Genomic DNA, 20,342 nt, shown 5'->3' with positions numbered 1-20,342 from the left:
GTGACTGAAAACGTTCTAACAAAACAGCGTTTAGATACTTGGTTATGGGCTGCTCGTTTTTTTAAGACACGACGGCTCGCCACCGAAGCGATTTCAGGTGGAAAAATCCACCTCAACGGTCAACGAAGCAAACCCAGTAAAGAAGTTCGCATTGATGATAGCCTGCAAATCCATAAGGCTGGTTATCAATGGACGGTTAAGATTGTCGGCTTAAACCCTCAACGTCGCCCCGCCAAAGAAGCCGTCCTTTTGTACAAAGAAAGCGATGAAAGCCTTCAACAACGTCAAGCGCTGAAAGCACTCAATAAAGACATGAACGCCTCTATGCCTCGCTCTGAACGGCCTAATAAAAAACAGCGACGGCAAATTCACCGATTTAAACAAACGGATTAATACAGCGTCTTTATATGCATGAAGGTGGAATAGGTAACCCCGCATATTTATTCGCGTATTTTAATGGTCCGTTTGGAAATAATTTATATAAATAAATAGACGACCCTTTTTCAGCGCCCAATCTCTTCTTGATCGCTTGGCCAAATAATCGCGCATTGGGTTGGTGATTAAATTCATCGTAGTATGCTTGCGCAAAATGAATAATTTCCCAATGCAATGGCGTCAGTAATAGCTCATCTTCTTTCGCCATTGCCTCAGCCACGGCCTCGCTCCAGTCGCTTCTATTCTGCAAAAAGCCATATTCATCGCGTTTTAACTGCACTAACATCAACAGCAAGACCTAACAGGATTATTATTTTCTACTAACTCAACAAAGCCTGCATAATCAACATACCGAATATGCTCATAGCAGCGGTTAACATCAATGCCTCTCGCTTTCATATCAGGGCTTAACGCATAGATCTGAACCTGATCGATAGGTTTAGATAAAATGGACGGTGGCTTTGTAATGACCGTAGCTAAAACAGCTTCTTCAATTAATAAGACAACATCATTTGACATCACTCTTTCAATGCAACTGTCTAGGGCCTCGGTTCTTTTATTAACAATATATAACATCAGATACTGAATACATGGTGTGCTGCATTAAGTTGTTCAACCATCTCATGACGAGAAACCAACGTAGTTTCAATGGTCAGCTGTTCCTTCACTAAGCCCCATTGATCCATTGACTCTTTTTCAACAAACACGTCATTAATATCATATAACGGCAAGGCCTTTAATATAGGTGTCATGTTTTTTAAGGCAATATTTTCAGGCTGCTGGTTTTTAACTAAGGCATTCACAGCTTCACCTTCAAACAAGATAACAACCTTTTGGTCAAAAGCCGCCGCCATTAATGCCATATCTAAAAACTCATGACCTCGCACATTTCCATGAAACCCTTTATTAAAAATAAAAAATAGCGTTTTCACTTCAAGCCCCAAAAGTAACATGACGGTCCGACTCAATAACCGCCTCCATTAACAAACCTAACCCTGCAATTCGAAACCCATCCGCCAAGGCATTTTCGTAACCCGATACTTTGTGAGCGACAGTTTTTTCAAGCAAACCTCTTCGCTGCGCTGATGAAACGCACACCACTAAATCCACACCTTTTTCTGCTTGTAAGGCCGTCCACCTTTTTACAATATCCCTTTCATCACCCGGTGGGCGTGAATCACGGCAGGCATTAAAAATGCCATCATGGTAAAAAAACACCCGGTATATGTCATGCCCACTGGCAATCGCCGCTTCAATAAAGTGCCACGCCGTATCCGCTGCTTGATATTGGTAGGGACTTGCATTGATCTGAATAGAGATTTTCATTTAACTTGCATTTAAACTCAATTACACTAAAACGGCTTATGAACAAATATCATAATATCATGCGTCGTTTTCTTACCGTACTAATCGCCTCAAGTTTTACATGCATTATTGCGAGTAGCGCCTTTGTTTGGTCTAAAAATAGCCAAGCTAATGACCGAATTAAATTACCCGACATTGGTAATACATCAAATATCATCATTTCAGGTGAACTTGAAAAGAAACTTGGTAAAGCATTCCTTAGGAGCATTCGACTAAGGGTTCCACTCAGTAACGACCAAGAAATTAATGACTACGCACAACAACTTGGTGACAGGGTCGCAAAATTCAGCGAACAACCTGACCGACAATTTAATTTCTTTGTCGTGCAAGATGATCGAATCAATGCGTTTGCAGGCCCCGATGCTAATATCGGACTAAACACTGGACTTATTTTAGCGGCTGAATCTGAAAGCGAATTAGCGTCAGTCGTTGCTCATGAAATTGGCCACGTTACCCAACAGCATTTACAACGCGCTATTGAATCAGCCAGTCAAATGTCGATGCCCAGCGCAGCGGCTATGCTTGCCGCCGTCGTTTTAGGCGTAACTGTTCCAGGTGTTGGCCCAGCCGCTGTTTTGGCGGTACAAGCTGGGCAAGTGCAACAACAAATTAATTTTACGCGAAGTCATGAAGCTGAAGCCGACCGAGTAGGTGTACAAAACCTTGCCGCTGCTGGCTTTGACCCTAGAAGCATGCCGATTTTCTTTGGTCGACTTCAAACGGCAACCACCCAATACGGTCAAAAAATTCCTGAAATTCTGCTCACTCACCCAGCGCCCGCTTCGCGTATCTCGGACACCGCTGCACGTGCGGAAAAATTCCCTTATAAACAAGTTGAGGACTCCCAAGATTTTCGTTTAATTCGAATGAAAATTCGCGTTAACAAACACCCACAAAACTTAACCGGCGAGTTAATAAACGCCTTAAAGGATGAATCATCACAAGGCATTACAAAAATTAAAGAGGCGGCTCGTTATGGCCTTGCACTCGCCTTAATGAAGGATAGGCAATTTGAAAAAGCACGCGACATTCTCTCTACGCTGACAGAGCAAAACCCCACCCAACTCCATTATTTAACTGCTCTCGCTCTGAATGAATACCGTGACAATAAGCCGCAGCAATCCTTGGCGTTACTTGATCAGGGCAAACAACGATTCCCTCAAAGCCGCGCGGTTAATTTATTATATGCCATGGTTCTATTACACAATGGCAAACCGCAACAGGCCTTAACGAACCTCAATGAGGACCTACAAAATTACGAACCGACACCCAATGTGTACGACCTCCTTTCCATCGCTTACGGCCAGGTTAACAACCCAGTACGAGGTTTCCAATATAAGGCTGAGTACTTTTACTCGCTTGGGTTAACCAAAGACGCTATTATCCAGCTTGAACAAGCCTTACGAGCCGCTAATAATAATTTTTACTTAAGCAGCCAAATTGAAAACCGTATTAATCAACTTCAAGCCGAACTTAGGGCCCCCAAACTACTGTAACCAATCTATATAACACCCCATGCCTGATTTAACAAAGCCACCTGGTCTGCTAAGACGGTTAGCGATCATCACTTATGATGCGCTATTACTGATTGCCATCTTATTTTTAGCGACATTAGTATTGCTTCCCTTTCAAGATAGTCATTTATTTCAACCAAACTCATGGCTATATTCGCTGTACCTCTTGTCGGTCAGCTTCTTATTTTATGGCTGGTTTTGGACTAAAAGTGGTCAAACGCTGGGGTTGCTCGCCTGGAAGTTAAAAATAGCTAATAACAAAGGCCAAAATATTAGCTGGCGACAAGCCTTGATACGTTTCACAATGGCCATTCTGTCTTGGGGGGTTCTTGGCCTTGGTGTTTTGTGGATACTCGTCAATAAAGATCGGCTGAGCTGGCATGACATCGCCTCAAATAGTCGTTTAATTTGGGTGGAAAAGGAGCCTTCAGCCCATTCGCCGGATGGTGAAGACTGATATACATAATGCCAAGAAAAACGGCAGCGATGCAGCGATAACTGGGTTTAAACCGTACAACACCCCAATATTTCCAAACAGTCTATCAACCAAATTAAACCCTATTCCAATTAACGCACCGATTAAAATTCGCGTGCCAGTACTACCTGCTCGCTTTACCCCTAACACCATCGGGATGGCAATCAAGAGCATAACCAGAATTACAAAAGGCCGAATTAATTTACTCGTCATCGCAACAATAAAATGCGTAGCATCTTGCCCGTTATTGTCTAAAAAGTTGATATAACTGGCTAAGCCCATGATAGATAAACGCTCTGGTTTAACAACAATAACATCAAGCAAACCAGGGTCTAATAACGAGTCTAATTTTGCCGAATCAGACAAGGCAACTTTTACACCGGCATCATTAATGGTGGTTTGCTCAACGCCGCTTAACTCCCACTTATTATCAATAAAACTAGCAGTCTTTGCATGCGTTGCATACTTTAGCTCGTTCATATCCGTCATTTCATAAATACTGACGTCTTTGAGTTCAGCTGAGTTTAAAATTTCACGGATATTTAAATACGTATCACCATCTCGCGTCCAAAAGCCATATTTCGTTCTCAACGCTACTTGTTCATTTTTAGCCGTAAACTTTAGCATTTGAGCCGCTTGTTCAGATACCGGTGCCACCCCTTCGCTAACCAGTAAAGAAACTACCATCAATATCATGCCGACACGCAATGCAGAAAAAATAATTTGCCAACGACTAATCCCTGCCGCTCGCATAGCGGTTAATTCATAATTATTGGCCATTCCACCTAAGGTAATCAAAGCGCCCAACAGAGCCGCCGAAGGCAGTAATTCATAAAAATTACGCGGTGCAATTAATGCCAAGTACTTAAAAATCTCAACTAAACCATATTGACCTTTGCCCATATCGTCTAGCTCATCGGCAAACGTAATGACCAATACCAGTGATAACAAAAAAAGCACCGCCACCGCCGTGCTTTTTAACATTTCTACGGCTATGTATTTATTAACGACCTTCATCTTTTAAACATCACTTTCTTTTTAACATAGCTAACACCGTGCATATTAACCACCATAATTGCTGTAACACCTATTAGCAGTAGATGCACCCACCATATGCCAAACCAAGGTGCCGTTACCCCTTTTACTAACCACGAGTGCGATAAACTCATGAAGTTTTCAAACACAATATAGATCAGCAAAGCCGTTAATAAATTCCCATACATTCCCGCCCGTGGCGATACACGGCTAATGGGTACTGCTAATAAGGCAAATGTTATTAAGGCCAACGGCACAGACCAACGCTTTTGCAGTTCACTGATTGCTCTAGGCGACTTCATCGCCATCAACTGAATAGTAGAGGTTTCTTTGGTACCAAATGACACCTGTGCTGACGACTTTTCCGCCACTACAACACCGTATTCCTTAAAATTGGTAATTTTATAATCTGCTTGGCCCGGCACGCCTTCATAACGGTTACCGTCTTTTAGAATAATAAAACGATCGCCTGTGACAGGGTCCACCTTTATTTCGCCACTTTTCGAAGAGGTAATCCCCAACTTGCCATGCTGACGATTTTGTATAAATACGTTCAACATCTTGTCGTCGCTGGTTATTTTCTCAACATAAAAAACCAAGTCGCCACGACTGTATTCATTAAAGCGCCCATCCGTAATGCCACGAATATCTAAGTTAGCTTGATCGCTTGTCTTCACTCGCTCAATCGCTTGCATTAATGTTGGGGCTGTTACTAATGAGAGGTATATCGTTAAAGCGAATAAGGGGACAACAAAAATAAATATTCCACGATAGATCTGAGTTAAGCCTATACCTGACGAGAACAGTGCTGTCATTTCATGGTCTCGATACATCCGGCCTAACACTAGTAATATTGACAACAACAAAGCCACCGGTAGAATTTTAATCATCAATAGCAACAGGTTAAAGCCAACCAATGACAACACAACATCAGCGGACAACTCACCGGCTGTAACCTTAGAAAACAAACGAACCAATCGCTGACTCAATAAGATAACCGTCAACACCGTCATGACCCCTAACATCATTTTGCTAATTTGAGTCACTAGCAATCGATCAATAATTTTTAATTTAAACGCAGACATCAACAGTGTATTTGGCTTATAGTTAGGCACATAAATCCATAGAGTTATGGTGTCGTATCCTAACGGAAAAGCCAAACAAAAACATTACTTATCATTCAGAGGTATCCGCATGCAATTCGTTTCAAAAACAGGGTCAATCGATAAACTTTCAACTCCTTGCCTTCTTTTGCCCGTTTTCAGTAAAGGTAAACAGCTTGAAATAACCACCCACTTCGACCAAGCACATGATGGACAAATAGCTGCCGTTTTAAAACAAGGTGACGCTTCTGGCAAAGCGGGCAATACACTGTTACTTCAAATGCCTGCCAGCAGCAAAATAAAGCGTGTGCTTCTTGTCGGTTTTGGCGAGCAAGGCAACACCTCAGCGGAAGATTACACAAAGGCCATCAGCGAAAGCATCAACTCGCTTAAAAACTTACCGATTAAGGCTGTTTGCTCTACATTATTAGCTGTTGAAGTTAGCGGTAAAGATATCAACTGGAAAGTTCGTCAGTTAGTATTGAAGTCTCGTGAAGCACTTTACCAATACACCGATACGCTCACGACCTCCGCGCCCGATGCCAACATATTAGAAAAATGCCAACTATGGCATACCGATGATTACACTGCAAAAATGATCAACAGTGCTGCAGACACCGCCTCGAGTATCGCTAATGGCATTGACAGCGCAAAAAAATTAGCCAATTTACCCGGTAATATTTGCACCCCAAGCTACTTAGCTGAGACAGCAAAAGAACTTGGCAAACAACACGCATCGCTTAAAGTAACCATTTTAGATGAAGCCAAAATGGAAGCACTAGGAATGGGCTCATTATTATCTGTTTCTAGGGGTTCTCGCCAACCGGCGAAGCTCATTACTATGGAACATAAAGGTGGCCCAAGTTCTCAAAAACCCATCGTTCTGGTTGGTAAGGGCCTCACTTTTGATGCCGGTGGAATTTCCATAAAACCCTCATCCGGTATGGATGAAATGAAATACGATATGTGCGGCGGTGCAAGTGTCTTCGGCGTGATTCAAATGTGCGCCGAATTAAATTTACCCATCAATGTAGTTGGCGTTGTTCCATCATCAGAAAACCTGCCCGATGGTGATGCCAACAAACCTGGTGATATCGTTACCAGCATGGCCGGTCTAACCATTGAAATTTTAAACACTGATGCAGAAGGACGTTTAATTTTATGTGACGCACTCACCTACTCTGCTAAATTTAAACCTGAAGTAGTCATTGATATTGCTACCTTAACTGGCGCTTGTGTAGTCGCGTTAGGAAAACATGCCACCGGCTTACTAGGCAATAACGATAAATTGGCTAACGAATTGCTAGACGCTGGCATTAAAGCCAATGACAAAGCATGGCAATTACCACTGTGGGATGAATACAAACCCCAGCTAAAAAGTAACTTCGCCGATCTCGCTAATATTGGTGGCCCTGCTGGTGGCACTATTACCGCAGCCTGCTTCTTGTCAAACTTTACCGAAGATTATAAATGGGCTCATTTAGACATTGCCGGCACTGCCTGGAAATCGGGTACGGATAAAGGCGCAACTGGTCGCCCTGTTCACATGCTAAGCCAATTTATATTGGATCGCTGTTAAACAAGCCATTACAAAATGACCAGAATCGACTTTTATGTACTGCCAGATGACACCCCTGATGCACAGCACCTTTTTGCCTGTCGGCTAGCTCAAAAAGCTAGCAAACAGGGTCATCGCGTGTATATTCATACCGATTCAGAACAACAATCCAAGACAGTGGATGACTTGCTTTGGTCCTTCTCGCCCACCAGTTTTGTACCACATACTATGGACCCAACAAAGTGCGCCAACCACCCAGTGTACATTAACCACACTGGTGACCCGTTAGATATTCACGACGTGCTAATTAACCTTACTGAGAAAACACCCGATTGTTTTGCTCGGTTTGAACGATTTGCTGAGCTTGTTAATCAAAATGAATCAATTAAACAAGCAGGACGGGAGCGGTTTAAGTTTTATAAAAGCAGAGGGTATCCACTGCAGACGCATAAAATTTGATTTTTATTATCGCTGCCGCTGGGCGTTCATTTCTAGTTAAAGTTTCGCCCTAAAGGCCGAGTTACTCTTTTGTCAGTAGCAACAAAAGAATAACCAGAAAAATGCCACCCAAATGCTTTCACCCTGAAGGGTTCCTTCAAAACCAATCCCTAAAATAACTACTGTGGAGCTCGCCTACAAAACAGGCTCAAACAGCCACATTAGAACGCTCTACTTTAATGCTTAGTTTTTCAGTGAGAGCAAAAGGGGATATTAAAATCAAGACCGGTTCAGATATGGCTCTAGATTTACCGTCCCTTTATCTCGCAAGTAAATTAGCTGTTTTCGGATAAGTAAGCAGGTTGTCTGAGCGTAGCGAGTTTACCTGCGAGCCCGAAAACTGTTAATTTACTGATATTAGGGCACCCTTTTCTTTGGTTCGTTACTTTTGGGTGAACAAAAGAAATGAACGTCCTCGCGACAGCGAAAAACTATAAACATTACGTATTAAGGAAAACTAACAAACCTTCTTCTTGTAAAATATCATTAAGCTAAAAACTTGCTTACCAATAACCCTACCCTCCCCAACAAAGTTATAATACCGCCTTTAAAAATCAACACCGAACACACACGATGGATAAGACATACGCCCCGCATGACATAGAATCTCGCTGGTATCGCCAATGGGAAGAACAAGGTTACTTCGAACCCAGAGGAGGCGATAGCGCCTATTGCATTATGATACCGCCGCCCAATGTTACCGGTAGCTTACACATGGGGCATGCTTTCCAAGACACGATCATGGATTCACTAACGCGTTACCATCGTATGCAAGGACACAACACCCTATGGCAAGCCGGTAGTGATCATGCCGGTATTGCGACCCAAATGGTGGTTGAACGCCAATTAAACGCAGAAGGTAAAACTCGCCACGACTTAGGCCGTGAAGAATTTGTTGAGCGCATTTGGGATTGGAAAGAATTATCTGGCAACACCATCACTAAGCAATTACGCCGCATGGGCACCTCCCTAGATTGGTCGCGCGAACGTTTCACTATGGACGAAGGGCTGTCAAAAGCGGTTAACGAAGTGTTTGTTAAACTACATGAAGAAGGGCTCATTTATCGCGGTAAACGCCTGGTTAACTGGGACCCTAAATTACACACTGCGGTATCTGACCTTGAAGTTATTTCGCAAGAAGAACAAGGCCATATGTGGCATATGCGCTATCCATTAGCCGATGGTAGCGGCGAACTTGTGGTTGCAACGACCCGCCCAGAAACCATGCTAGGCGATGTTTGTGTCGCCGTTCACCCATCTGACGAACGCTACCAACACCTAATTGGCAAAATGATCGCGTTGCCTTTATGTAACCGTGAAATCCCAGTTATTGCCGATGATTATGTAGACCCAGAATTTGGCACTGGCTGTGTAAAAATAACCCCTGCTCACGATTTTAACGATTATGAGGTGGGTCAACGCCACAATATGCCGTTAATCAACATCTTCACCGTTGACGCCAGCATCAATGATGAGATGCCAGAAAAATACCGTGGCTTGGATCGCGTGGCAGCGCGTAAACAAATCGTACAAGATCTGGATGATTTAGGCTTATTAGCTAAAATTGATGACCATAAACTCATGGTGCCTCGTGGCGACCGGTCAGGGGTGATCATTGAACCTTTGTTAACAGACCAATGGTTTGTTAAGGCCAAACCGCTAGCAGAGCCTGCTATTGAAGCGGTTAAAAGCGGCAAAATTAAATTTGTACCCGAAAACTGGGATAAAACCTATTACAACTGGATGAACGATATTCAGGACTGGTGCATTTCTCGTCAAATTTGGTGGGGGCACAGAATTCCCGCTTGGTACGATGAGAGTGGCAACATATATGTTGGCCGCAATGAAGTCGAAGTCCGTGAAAAAAATAATCTAGCCGATAGCGTTGTATTAACACAAGATGAAGATGTTTTAGACACCTGGTTTTCATCCGCATTATGGCCGTTTTCAACCCTAGGATGGCCTGATAAAACGCCCGAACTCGATACTTTCTACCCCACTAGTGTACTCGTTACCGGTTTCGACATCATCTTCTTCTGGGTCGCCAGAATGATTATGATGGGTTTGAAATTTATGGACGATGTGCCATTTAAAGAAATATACATTCACGGCTTAGTGCGCGATGCGGAAGGGCAAAAAATGTCCAAATCCAAAGGTAACGTACTCGACCCGATTGATTTAATTGACGGCATTACGCTAGAAGATTTACTTGAAAAGCGTACAAAAGGCCTTATGCAACCGAAAATGGCCGCTAAAATCGAGAAAGATACGCGAAAGCACTTCCCCGATGGCATCCCTTCTTTTGGCACCGATGCGCTACGCTTTACCTTTGCCTCACTAGCCTCTACTGGGCGCGACATTCGCTTCGACTTAAACCGAATTGAAGGTAACCGCAACTTCTGCAATAAACTTTGGAACGCTACTCGCTACGTGTTAATGAATACCGAGGGCGAAGATACCGGCCTAGGTGACGACAAATGCGTGTATAGCTTACCCGACCAATGGATTGTGTCACGCTTACAAAAAACCGAAGCGAGCGTTATTGCCTCTATCGAAAAATACCGCTTCGACTTAGCCGCGCAATCGCTGTATGAGTTCCTTTGGAATGAATACTGTGATTGGTACTTAGAGTTATCAAAACCAATTTTGCTTGATGACAATAGTTCAGCCGAACAAAAACGCGGTACTCGCCAAACCTTAATTCGCGTGCTAGAAACTGTGCTGCGCTTACTACACCCGCTGATGCCGTTTATTACCGAAGAAATTTGGCAGCAAATAGCACCACTGGCAGGCAAAACGGGCGATACCATTATGCTACAGGCCTACCCAAAGCCCGATGACAGCAAAATATCTGCCGCTGCTGAAAGTGATATGCAATGGGTAATGGATTTCGTTATGGGCATTCGTCAAATTCGCGGCGAAATGAATATCCCCCCTAGTAAGCCATTACCGGTACTGTTAAACCACTGTTCAGAACAAGACCAACAGCGTCTTACAGATAATCGTTTATTATTGGAAAAACTAGCGCGTATAGAATCCATCACCACATTAAACGCAGCAGATGAGGCACCACAATCTGCTATTGCTCTAGTCGGTGATATGCAAGTGCTAATACCAATGGCTGGGCTCATTGATAAAAATGCCGAGCTAGAACGCTTAAATAAAGAAATTGAAAAGCTTGAAAAAGAGGCATCACGCATCAGCGGTAAATTATCAAACGCTTCTTTTATCGACAAAGCGCCCGCTGCCGTTATAGAAAAAGAAAGAGCAAAACAGCTTGATATTACCTCAAAACTTAGCAATTTAAACGATCAAAAAGAGAAAATCGCCACCCTATAACTGCCTTATTAACTAGCTAGGCCGGTCATTCTTCATCGGTCTAGCTAGGCAATACCATTTTAACAACGCCTAACACAGCAAAAATAAACAACAAGGCCAAGATAAACCCAGTCACAATAAACACCTTAGGGTTTCCATATTGAAAATCTCGCCTTCTTCGTGACTCTTTAGAAACCCCCAAAAATGACAACATTGTACTGCCTACCATTTGCCAAAAAGAAGGTGCTAATCCATCATCTTGCTTCATTTAATACTCCTAAGGTCAAATAAATTAAACACATTTTAACACCCCCTAATACCTTATTGCTAAAGTCCTTACGATTAAAGACATCAGAATAGGGGCATTAAATTAGCGTCAAATAGAACTCTTGCTAAGCAAGCATAAATCTTCTGCCTATTTAGACAAAGCACGTCCTAATAAAAAATATGAGACAATTAAACTTACAATTAATTTTAACGGTTTAAACATGGTAAAAAACACACCTACTCTCAGCATTGTAATGCCCTGTTTAAATGAGGCAGAAAACCTTGAAGCCTTGCTACCCCAATTAAAATCAGCACAACCAACGGCTGAAATTTTAGTTATTGATGATGGCTCAACCGACCTTTCTAAATCTATTTGCGAACAACACGGTATCAAAGTTATTTCTCACCCTCACTCATTAGGAAACGGCGCCTCCATTAAAACGGGCGCACGAAATGCCTCCGGAGACATTATTGTTTTTATGGATGCTGATGGACAACATAACCCAGATGATATCCAACGGTTACTATCTAAATTGGCCGAAGGATATGACATGGTTATTGGTGCTCGGCAATCAGGCTCTCATGCGTCAACCAAAAGGCTGTTAGGTAATGCCGTCTTTAATAAACTGGCTTCTTTTATGACCGGCCATAAAATAGAAGACCTCACGTCGGGCTTTAGAGCGGTTCGAGCAAACCATTTCAGAAAGTTTTTATACCTTTTACCTAATGGCTTCTCATACCCCACCACCTCGACCATGGCATTCTTCCGTTCAGCCTTACCTGTCGCCTATATTCCTATTAAGGCAGGAAAGCGTGAAGGCAAAAGCAAAATAAAGCTACTAAAAGATGGCTTACGCTTCTTTATTATTATCTTAAAAATTGGCGCACTTTTCTCACCCATGCGTTTATTTTTACCCACTAGTGCTTTTTGTTTCCTATGCGGGGTCATCAATCATATTGACAGCTATGTATCTTCAGGCACATTCAGCAATGGCAGTTTATTTTTGTACGTCGCATCTGTATTTATTTTTTTAATGGGCATATTGTCTGAGCAGATTTCATCGTTGCATTATAGAAACTCTGAAAAAGAAGGCCATCGGTAACTTTTCTCTGAACACAATGAACCTTCTATTTATATCTAGGGCTCACCCACCAACCATAGGTGGCATTGAGAATCAAAACGAAGCCTTAGCTCGCCACCTCTCTAACTTGATAACATGCCGAACGATTATTAATCGGTTTGGCAAAAAGGCACTCCCTTTCTTTATACCGTGGGCCATCATTACCGGTTTAATTAAAATAAGAAAAGCAGATCAAGTCTTACTCGGAGATGGTGTTGCAGCTATTGTGGGCTGGTTCATTAAGTTGTTTTCTAATAAGCCCGTCAGTTGCATTTTACATGGGCTAGATATTACTTGGGATAACCCTGTTTATCAAAAAATTTGGATCTGCTTTTTTTTCAGGAAAATTGATTTCTTTATCGCTGTCAGCCATTCCACAAAAGATATCGCTATAAGTGCGGGTATTCCAGCCGAAAAAATTTCAGTCATCCCCAATGGTGTTGAAAAGTCTGCCATCACTCCGCTATCAAAAAGAAAACTACAACAGCGCCTACAAATAAATTTAGACAATAAATTTACATTACTTTCATTAGGCCGCTTAGTAGAAAGAAAAGGCGCTCACTGGTTTATAAAGAACGTTATGGTTCACTTGCCAAAAGACATCATTTACCTCATTGCTGGTGATGGGCCTAATAAAGATAAGATCAGCTCCTTAATAAAAAAATTACACTTAGACAACAATGTCTATTTATTGGGAGAAGTCGATAATCAATTAAAAGAAACCCTATTCACCCACAGCGATTTATTTATACAAGCAAACATCCCAATAAAAAACGATGTTGAAGGCTTTGGCATCACTCAATTAGAGGCCGGCCTTTGCGGCTTACCGTCCATATCATCCAATTTGGAAGGTATTCAAGACGCAATACAAGAAAACAAAAATGGCTGGTTAGTTGAGCCCTTAAACGCAGATGCATTTAGAAGCCTTATTTTAGAAAAAAAAGCGTTACTAAAAAAAGACCAACAAATAATTAGTAATCGTGTCGCCAAACACTGCCTTGAGAATTTTGAGTGGTCACGAATTGCTATGCGTTACAAAGAAAACCTTATTAATACAAACCCTTCTCGTTAAGCAGCTTAATTCTACTCTAAAACTTTTTAATAGATGCTAAGTGAAAAACTTGGTACTGCCATTTTAAAGGCCATACACATAAGGCTAATGCTTGAAAAAGGCGAGGCAACATGGACCTCCAACCATTTAACAAAATCCAAGAAAACGAAACCACATGTAAATCTTTCCAACGATGACTAACAACAATTCCCGCTGAAATAAACAAATCATTCCATTCATCAAGCGTCCTAACCTCCTCTTTAGCATCTACTTGATACGTACCACTATACAACCTCAATTTACGGGTTAGAAAGTCTTTATTCGGAACTAAAATGACAAACTTTGCCGTTGGTTTCGCAACACGAACCATCTCTTTTAAAGATTCAACCGGGTTAATAAAGTGCTCAAGTGAACCTAGGCAAGTAACCACATCAAAACTATCATTTTCAAACGGCAACCTTTCCGCCGAACAAGAGTGAAATTTTCCCTGTGGTAAAATGGTCTTACAAGCATTAATCGCTTTATCAGATAAGTCAACACCACTTACTCTGGCTCCAAAAGTATCGCAAGCTCGCAAAAACTCACCTATACCGCAAGCTATATCAAGCACATTATCATTTGAAGTAATTCCTAGCTTCTTTGCAAGACGCAACTGGTAAGGAGATGTTTTAGCGCTATGTACTATTTCTTCATAATAAACATTATCATAAAACTCTTTAATCTCATGCTCTTCTTGTCTTTGCTTCATTTTTTAACCTTTATTAAAAACGCTTTTTAGCCTCATAAGTGCCTTGAAGATAATAGAGACCTGAAACATACTTAACCAGTATTTTAGAAATTGAATACGGAAATATATTTCTAGTAATACACCGGTCTAATATAGCAACCAATACAGACAACATTGGTTTTGTTAATATCACTAACGATTTAAGTACACATGGAGAGTACCTAACATCGGCTTTTGCGTAAGCCAGCTTGGAGTATTCACCTGGGTGTTTTTCAATAAAGCGCATAGAAGGGCCTTTACCAGCTTCATACAGCTTCTTCATCACAGATGACACTGAAATTTGATCATTATGGTTTACCACAGCCTTCTCCACTAAAGAAACATTGGCACCGATATTTATTAACGAAAGAAACAAATCTCTATCTTCAAAGCCAAAGTGATAGCACTCATCAAAACCACCGACCTTTTTAAATATAGCAGCCTCAACCATAACAATCTGTGTCGTCATACTGGATAACTCACCTGATCTAAAACGAGCCGCCCGTTCTGCAGCCACATCATTTTGATATTTTGCCCAAAAGTCATCTTGTGGCGCATGAATTTGTCCAAAGCAAACATCATAACCTTTAACATATTCTTCCAATAGCAAGGCCAATACGTTTTCTTTTGCCAACGAACAATCTGCATCTAAAAACAATATGGCCTCACCATATCCAGCATAAGCCCCTTTATTCCTAGCAACACTACACCCCGAGTTTTTTTCAAGCCTGACTAAACTAACATCCGATGTGTTTTCTTTAGGAAAATCTAAACTGACCCGTATATCTGAACCATCATCAACAATATAAACATGAAAGCGCCAGTCATTCGGTAATTGTTGCTTAAAAATTGACGTTATTGTTCCTACCAGATACGGATTATCATTGTAAACAGGTATTACGATATCAAGTACTTTGTTTAAATGATTGCATTGTGAATCAATAGCCATCTACAAGGTTTCTAAGTAACGTCGATATGTTAGACGAAGCCCGTCAATCAGCGATGTTGAAGCACTCCAACCTAATGAAGTCATACGACTTACATCCAACAACTTACGCGGTGTTCCATCGGGTTTTGACGTATCCCACTCTATTTGGCCTTTATAACCAATAATATCAATTAAAATAGCGACCAGTTCTTTAATCGAAATATCAGATCCTGTGCCAATATTAATGTGGCTGTTTCGTTCGGGTATATACGCTTTATAGTCGCCTTTTGGAATATTCATCAACATTACGCAAGCCTGGGCTAAATCATCAACATACAAGAACTCTCGCATTGCGCTACCCGTCCCCCATACTTTCAACGACTTATCGTTATTCGTCTTTGCCTGATGAATTCGCTTGATTAAACCAGGAATAACGTGGCTATTTTGTAAATCATAATTATCATTTGGCCCATATAAATTCGTCGGCATCACCGAGCGGAAATCTGTGCCATATTGACGGTTATACGATTCACACAGTTTAATACCAGCAATTTTAGCAATCGCATACGGCTCATTCGTCGGCTCAAACTCACCTGTTAACAATGCGGATTCCTGCATCGGTTGTTCAGCTGATTTAGGGTAAATACACGAACTCCCTAAAAACAACAACTGCTTTACCTGCGCTTTATACGCCTGATGGATCACGTTAGTTTGCACCATCACGTTCTCATAAATAAACTCTGCTGGGTATTCGTTATTAGCAAAAATCCCACCTACTTTAGCTGCTGCCAACACCACGTAATCCGGCTTTTCTTGCGCAAAAAAATCTTCCACTGCTTGCTGGTTTAACAAATCCAGCTCACCACGTGTTTTTTTAATAATATTTCGAAAACCCTTTTTATTTAGCTCTCGAATAATGGCTGAACCCACCATTCCACGATGACCTGCCACATAAATTTTTGCCGACTTATCCATGTCTTATTCTTGGGTCGTTACAACGTCGAAGCCTGTGTTAATCAATAATGTATCTCGCCGTGCATGCTCAAGATCACTGCGTACCATTTCGCACACCAGTTCTTTAAAGGTAATTTTAGGTGACCAGCCCAATTGTTTTTTAGCTTTAGATGCATCGCCTAATAAAGTTTCCACCTCTGCCGGCCTAAAGTAGCGTGTATCAATACGAATAATCACATCACCCACTTTTCTCTTACAATTTTTCGGCACTGATTCTAATACACCTATTTCATTTAACCCCTTACCTTGCCACTTTATCCCCAAACCCAGCTCTTCGAGCGCACATTCTATAAAGTCACGTACCGAATATTGTTTACCTGTTGCAATCACATAATCTTCAGGATTGTCTTGCTGCAACATCAACCATTGCATTTCTACATAATCTTTAGCATGCCCCCAATCACGTTTAGCATCTAAATTGCCTAAATAAAGACAATCATCCAGCCCTTCATAAATATTAGCTAAGCCCCGAGTAATCTTACGAGTAACAAAGGTCTCACCTCGCCTAGGTGACTCATGATTAAACAAAATGCCATTGCAGGCATACATACCATATGCTTCACGATAGTTAACTGTTATCCAGTACGCATACATTTTGGCAACCGCGTAGGGCGATCGTGGGTGAAAGGGCGTAGTTTCTGTTTGGGGTGTTTCTTGAACCAGCCCATATAATTCAGAAGTAGATGCCTGATAGAACCGAGTTGTCTTTTCCAAGCCGAGTAAGCGAATAGCCTCCAGCAAACGAAGGGTTCCAAGCGCATCTACATCTGCCGTATACTCAGGTGACTCAAAACTAACCGCCACGTGCGATTGCGCGGCTAGATTATAGACTTCATCTGGCTGAACTTCTTGTAAAATACGGGTTAAATTAGAGCTATCGCATAAGTCGCCATAATGTAATATTAAATTCCTGTTATCGACGTGCGGATCTTGATACAACCCATCAATCCTGTCGGTATTAAAAGACGACGCTCGCCGCTTAATCCCGTGAACCTCATAACCTTTATCTAATAACAGCTCAGCAAGGTACGAACCATCTTGACCTGTTATACCGGTAATTAATGCTTTTTTCTTAGTCATAATTTTGCTTTTTCTAACACCGACTCATAAAGCTGTATATATTGTTTTGCAACAACACCGCTGTCAAATTCACTCAATACCTTTCCCCGTGCATTAGTCGACAACTCTTGATAATTTTTAGCATTCAAAACCCATTCAATACCAGTTGCTAAATCGGATGTATCGTAAGGTTTCGCTAGATAACCATTTCGTTGATGCTCAACCATATCGCCATTACCTCCAATATCAAAGCTTACAACTGGTGTACCACACGCTAAACTTTCCATCATCGTGTTTGATAAATTCTCCTGCAAGCTAGGTGCAACCATTACATCAGCAGCACTATAGAGCGCCCTTAATGTTACATCATCACGTAATTGCCCCAAATAATGTGCCTTGAGTTTAAAATCTTGCTGTATTTCTGGCTTACTACCGCCAAAAACAACCAACTCAAGCCCATCCCCTTCTAACTGCATCAATGCTTCACAAAGTTCACCATATCCTTTCCTAGGGTCCGATGTTGCATTCATCGCACCAAATAAAATTAATTTCTTATCCATTGGCAACCCTAATAAATCACGTGCAGTACGCTTATCTAATGGCGAGTAAACAGATGTATCAATTGGATTAGGCAAGCAAACTATTTGACGTTTCTTAAATAGTTTGCTTTTAGAGGCGCAATCAGCAAGCCACTGACTTAAACCCACTACGGTTAAATTTGGGTGTTCAGCATAAGTCGCCAACTTCTTTTTAAAAACCTTGCTGCTTAAATCATGGGGCTTATCTGAACCCAGTACTTTGCACTTCCCACAAGCCTTTTCAAAGGCCTCACAACCTTCATCATAATGGCACCCGCCGGTAAATGCCCACATATCATGCAAACTCCATACAATAGGAGCTTTAATCGCCGCAATATCAGAGATAGACAGCATTGCTTTATTAACCCAATGCAAATGAACAATATCTGGGTTAAGCGCATTAATACGTTTAACTAGGCCGGAAAAGGGAACTAAACTTGGGGAGAAATAAGTTTTTGAACGGAACTTATACGTATTTACAAGTAGACGATCTAAAATGCGGCGTATTAAAGAAACGCCTTTAACAATATTTGATACTTGCTCAGTTACTCTATAATCATCACTCAATTTGGTATCAACAAGCATGTGAGACTCAACACCCAACTTAAGTAGTGCCAAGTGCAAGCGGTAAGCTGCACGAGCAGCACCGCCTTTAATATCTGAAGTATTCACAACCAAGACTTTCATTTCAGGTTTTTAAATCTCCTGAAAGCTGATCTTACACAATCGTATAGCCCCAGCCACTCCAATGTACTCTTAACTTGACGATCGAAAGAGTGCCTCATCCTAATTTTAGTATAAAAAAGTTTCTGTTTAAATTGAGCATTTAGTTTTCTGTATGATTTACCATTCAGTGAAGCCTTCATAATCAAACAGTCATTTCTATCTTTCTGTTCATTACGATTAGTTTTCATACTATATAGTTGTGAGAACGTTATAAATTTAAGCCCATAAAATATGAAATAGTTTCGACTATCATAAATTAGCTCAGTTTTTCCCTTACCGTGATACTTAAGCTCACTATCATGTGTTTCAAAACACTTATTTGAGACCACTATGCTAGAGTCATCTAAAACTAAAAAATCGAGGTCAGCACTTTCTCGAAGCCCATATAAAGAAAGCGTTGTACTCCCATCTATAATCACATCGTTAAATTTAATACTATTCCTCAAAAGAAACTGTTTAAACTTGTCGAGCCGCTTATAAGTTTCTAGAAATTCATAGGGTTTAGCATAATTAAGGAAATGCAAACCATTTTCATTGCAAAGCAACTGTGACATTCTTATCGCTTCTTCTTTGGTATCTGTAATATGGATTGAGCTATATCCAATGTTATATACCCCTCTTATTTTTTCCTTTATTTTTTGTACTTTTTCTATACTTTCAGATTGAAAAAAGATCACCTGAAAAGATTCTAACTCAGGAAAACATTCTATTAACTTTTGTTTTACCCCACCAAAACCATCTTCACTTGTACCTACCCAGTCCATATGTTTATACAGCTCAACAAGTAAATTAAAAGCTCCCCTTGCCGCTAACTTAATCTCTTTCTTGTAAAGAATATTAGAAAACATTTTTTCCACTTCATTTCTATGACCAACTCCAGATGGCCATAAAAAAGCAATATAAATATCATCTTTGGAATATTCGATGAATTTCTGAACCACGAGATCAAGGTGTTTAGTACAAACACCTCTATCAAGGAAGTACTGGTAATCCGCGACCATGTCGACTTCTTCAGTCATCACTGTTGAAACAATTTTGTTTAACTGGATAGCACTCGCCACCCTATGAGCACCATTAAGAATAGCCCCATTACTTGACAGCGGAACTAACGTTTTATCTCTTGAAAAACCCTCCTCCTTAATGCTCTCGTAAGTAGCAGAGAAACTTTCTATATAACTTTCAAAACAGTTTTTGCCACTCTCATTACCTAATTCAATAAATGTACCTAATGTCTGAGATCTTATATCTTCCCTATATACTTCTTTAGCAAGCTCAGGGTACACATCAACGTTATCTAAATAAAAAAGCTTAAATGCTAAATCCAGTCTATTCCAAGTAAGTAACTCTTTCGCAAACTGCTTCTTAACTTGATATTCCTTTCGCTCTAAGTTTTTATAAATAAATATCTCTATTAATTTCTGAAGATCCACTCTCTTTAGCATGTCTATCCTTTCCATAAGTTAGCTAATAAGCCAATTCCTTTTATGTATTAATTTTAAATAAATATGTTTGGATTCTAGTAGGATGGGTA

At 41.0% G+C, this 20,342-nt stretch carries 21 protein-coding genes; 8 read left to right on the top strand and 13 right to left on the bottom strand.

Features of this window, described 5'->3' with window-relative positions; translation table 11 throughout:
* Entirely contained in the window at positions 1–393 is a 393-nt protein-coding gene (locus Q91_RS02050; RefSeq protein ID WP_015005219.1) for an RNA-binding S4 domain-containing protein, read from the top strand.
* Positions 394–403: 10 nt separating this feature from the next.
* Here the strand turns inward: Q91_RS02050 and Q91_RS02045 are convergent, their stop codons facing one another.
* From Q91_RS02045 to tusD, 4 genes are read right to left on the bottom strand one after another with little or no spacing between them, the layout of a single operon-like run.
* Positions 404–721, bottom strand: a complete 318-nt coding sequence (locus tag Q91_RS02045; protein ID WP_015005218.1) for a TusE/DsrC/DsvC family sulfur relay protein — start codon at positions 719–721, stop codon at positions 404–406.
* Entirely contained in the window at positions 721–1,011 is a 291-nt protein-coding gene (gene tusB / locus Q91_RS02040) for a sulfurtransferase complex subunit TusB (protein WP_015005217.1), read from the bottom strand. Before tusB ends, Q91_RS02045 begins: the two co-directional genes overlap by 1 nt.
* Positions 1,011–1,367, bottom strand: coding sequence for a sulfurtransferase complex subunit TusC (tusC, locus tag Q91_RS02035; RefSeq protein WP_223253189.1), 357 nt, complete (start codon positions 1,365–1,367; stop codon positions 1,011–1,013). Before tusC ends, tusB begins: the two co-directional genes overlap by 1 nt.
* Before the next feature lies 1 nt (position 1,368).
* Entirely contained in the window at positions 1,369–1,761 is a 393-nt protein-coding gene (tusD, locus tag Q91_RS02030; protein ID WP_015005215.1) for a sulfurtransferase complex subunit TusD, read from the bottom strand.
* A gap of 38 nt (positions 1,762–1,799) precedes the next feature.
* Between tusD and Q91_RS02025 the strand changes: the two genes are divergently transcribed.
* Positions 1,800–3,296, top strand: coding sequence for a M48 family metalloprotease (locus tag Q91_RS02025; protein WP_232228538.1), 1,497 nt, complete (start codon positions 1,800–1,802; stop codon positions 3,294–3,296).
* Between the two features lie 19 nt (positions 3,297–3,315).
* Positions 3,316–3,771 (top strand): RDD family protein, encoded by a 456-nt coding sequence (locus tag Q91_RS02020; protein WP_015005213.1) that lies wholly within the window; start codon positions 3,316–3,318, stop codon positions 3,769–3,771.
* Here Q91_RS02020 and lptG read toward each other — a convergent pair.
* Positions 3,742–4,773 carry an LPS export ABC transporter permease LptG gene (gene lptG, locus Q91_RS02015; RefSeq protein WP_238538351.1) on the bottom strand — a complete coding sequence of 344 codons (1,032 nt, stop codon included), beginning with the start codon at positions 4,771–4,773 and terminating at the stop codon, positions 3,742–3,744. The genes Q91_RS02020 and lptG overlap by 30 nt on opposite strands.
* A gap of 29 nt (positions 4,774–4,802) precedes the next feature.
* Positions 4,803–5,939 (bottom strand): LPS export ABC transporter permease LptF, encoded by a 1,137-nt coding sequence (lptF, locus tag Q91_RS02010; RefSeq protein WP_015005211.1) that lies wholly within the window; start codon positions 5,937–5,939, stop codon positions 4,803–4,805.
* A gap of 79 nt (positions 5,940–6,018) precedes the next feature.
* Between lptF and Q91_RS02005 the strand changes: the two genes are divergently transcribed.
* From Q91_RS02005 to Q91_RS01995, 3 genes are all read left to right on the top strand, one after another.
* Positions 6,019–7,506 (top strand): leucyl aminopeptidase, encoded by a 1,488-nt coding sequence (locus Q91_RS02005; RefSeq protein ID WP_015005210.1) that lies wholly within the window; start codon positions 6,019–6,021, stop codon positions 7,504–7,506.
* Positions 7,507–7,521: 15 nt separating this feature from the next.
* A complete protein-coding gene (locus tag Q91_RS02000; RefSeq protein ID WP_015005209.1) occupies positions 7,522–7,944 on the top strand; it encodes a DNA polymerase III subunit chi in 423 nt (140 codons plus the stop codon).
* Positions 7,945–8,556: 612 nt separating this feature from the next.
* Entirely contained in the window at positions 8,557–11,322 is a 2,766-nt protein-coding gene (locus Q91_RS01995; protein WP_041230473.1) for a valine--tRNA ligase, read from the top strand.
* Between the two features lie 40 nt (positions 11,323–11,362).
* Here the strand turns inward: Q91_RS01995 and Q91_RS01990 are convergent, their stop codons facing one another.
* Positions 11,363–11,569 (bottom strand): DUF2970 domain-containing protein, encoded by a 207-nt coding sequence (locus Q91_RS01990; protein ID WP_015005207.1) that lies wholly within the window; start codon positions 11,567–11,569, stop codon positions 11,363–11,365.
* 220 nt (positions 11,570–11,789) lie between these two features.
* Between Q91_RS01990 and Q91_RS01985 the strand changes: the two genes are divergently transcribed.
* Positions 11,790–12,671, top strand: coding sequence for a glycosyltransferase family 2 protein (locus Q91_RS01985; protein ID WP_015005206.1), 882 nt, complete (start codon positions 11,790–11,792; stop codon positions 12,669–12,671).
* A 16-nt stretch (positions 12,672–12,687) separates the two neighbouring features.
* Entirely contained in the window at positions 12,688–13,761 is a 1,074-nt protein-coding gene (locus Q91_RS01980) for a glycosyltransferase family 4 protein (RefSeq protein WP_015005205.1), read from the top strand.
* A 16-nt stretch (positions 13,762–13,777) separates the two neighbouring features.
* On the opposite strand, the gene Q91_RS01975 is transcribed toward Q91_RS01980, so the two are convergent.
* From Q91_RS01975 to Q91_RS01950, 6 genes are read right to left on the bottom strand one after another with little or no spacing between them, the layout of a single operon-like run.
* Positions 13,778–14,488, bottom strand: coding sequence for a class I SAM-dependent methyltransferase (locus tag Q91_RS01975; RefSeq protein WP_015005204.1), 711 nt, complete (start codon positions 14,486–14,488; stop codon positions 13,778–13,780).
* A 13-nt stretch (positions 14,489–14,501) separates the two neighbouring features.
* Positions 14,502–15,455, bottom strand: a complete 954-nt coding sequence (locus Q91_RS01970) for a glycosyltransferase family 2 protein (protein ID WP_015005203.1) — start codon at positions 15,453–15,455, stop codon at positions 14,502–14,504.
* Positions 15,456–16,409 carry a GDP-L-fucose synthase gene (locus tag Q91_RS01965; protein ID WP_015005202.1) on the bottom strand — a complete coding sequence of 318 codons (954 nt, stop codon included), beginning with the start codon at positions 16,407–16,409 and terminating at the stop codon, positions 15,456–15,458.
* Between the two features lie 3 nt (positions 16,410–16,412).
* A complete protein-coding gene (gene gmd, locus Q91_RS01960) occupies positions 16,413–17,528 on the bottom strand; it encodes a GDP-mannose 4,6-dehydratase (protein WP_015005201.1) in 1,116 nt (371 codons plus the stop codon).
* Entirely contained in the window at positions 17,525–18,757 is a 1,233-nt protein-coding gene (locus tag Q91_RS01955; protein ID WP_238538350.1) for a glycosyltransferase family 4 protein, read from the bottom strand. Before Q91_RS01955 ends, gmd begins: the two co-directional genes overlap by 4 nt.
* Before the next feature lie 11 nt (positions 18,758–18,768).
* The gene (locus tag Q91_RS01950) at positions 18,769–20,268 is read right to left on the bottom strand and encodes a hypothetical protein (protein WP_202948168.1); all 1,500 of its coding nucleotides are present in this window, start codon (positions 20,266–20,268) and stop codon (positions 18,769–18,771) included.
* Between the last annotated feature and the right edge of the window lie 74 nt (positions 20,269–20,342).

Source organism: Cycloclasticus sp. P1 (assembly GCF_000299965.1).
GTDB lineage: Bacteria > Pseudomonadota > Gammaproteobacteria > Methylococcales > Cycloclasticaceae > Cycloclasticus > Cycloclasticus pugetii.
Note: the sequence above shows the minus strand (reverse complement) of the source record. Positions and strands in the feature narration are given on the sequence as shown.

Bases quoted from the DNA above. Each gene is read 5' to 3' on its own strand.
- Q91_RS01995 (WP_041230473.1), top strand. From the start codon at position 8,557: ATGGATAAGACATACGCCCCGCATGACATAGAATCTCGCTGGTATCGC.
- Q91_RS01950 (WP_202948168.1), bottom strand. From the start codon at position 20,268: ATGGAAAGGATAGACATGCTAAAGAGAGTGGATCTTCAGAAATTAATA.
- Q91_RS01990 (WP_015005207.1), bottom strand. From the start codon at position 11,569: ATGAAGCAAGATGATGGATTAGCACCTTCTTTTTGGCAAATGGTAGGC.
- Q91_RS02045 (WP_015005218.1), bottom strand. From the start codon at position 721: ATGTTAGTGCAGTTAAAACGCGATGAATATGGCTTTTTGCAGAATAGA.
- Q91_RS02005 (WP_015005210.1), top strand. From the start codon at position 6,019: ATGCAATTCGTTTCAAAAACAGGGTCAATCGATAAACTTTCAACTCCT.
- tusB (WP_015005217.1), bottom strand. From the start codon at position 1,011: ATGTTATATATTGTTAATAAAAGAACCGAGGCCCTAGACAGTTGCATT.
- Q91_RS02000 (WP_015005209.1), top strand. From the start codon at position 7,522: ATGACCAGAATCGACTTTTATGTACTGCCAGATGACACCCCTGATGCA.
- Q91_RS01970 (WP_015005203.1), bottom strand. From the start codon at position 15,455: ATGGCTATTGATTCACAATGCAATCATTTAAACAAAGTACTTGATATC.
- Q91_RS02025 (WP_232228538.1), top strand. From the start codon at position 1,800: ATGAACAAATATCATAATATCATGCGTCGTTTTCTTACCGTACTAATC.
- Q91_RS01985 (WP_015005206.1), top strand. From the start codon at position 11,790: ATGGTAAAAAACACACCTACTCTCAGCATTGTAATGCCCTGTTTAAAT.
- Q91_RS01975 (WP_015005204.1), bottom strand. From the start codon at position 14,488: ATGAAGCAAAGACAAGAAGAGCATGAGATTAAAGAGTTTTATGATAAT.
- lptG (WP_238538351.1), bottom strand. From the start codon at position 4,773: ATGTTAAAAAGCACGGCGGTGGCGGTGCTTTTTTTGTTATCACTGGTA.
- gmd (WP_015005201.1), bottom strand. From the start codon at position 17,528: ATGACTAAGAAAAAAGCATTAATTACCGGTATAACAGGTCAAGATGGT.
- tusD (WP_015005215.1), bottom strand. From the start codon at position 1,761: ATGAAAATCTCTATTCAGATCAATGCAAGTCCCTACCAATATCAAGCA.
- Q91_RS01965 (WP_015005202.1), bottom strand. From the start codon at position 16,409: ATGGATAAGTCGGCAAAAATTTATGTGGCAGGTCATCGTGGAATGGTG.
- Q91_RS01980 (WP_015005205.1), top strand. From the start codon at position 12,688: ATGAACCTTCTATTTATATCTAGGGCTCACCCACCAACCATAGGTGGC.
- Q91_RS02020 (WP_015005213.1), top strand. From the start codon at position 3,316: ATGCCTGATTTAACAAAGCCACCTGGTCTGCTAAGACGGTTAGCGATC.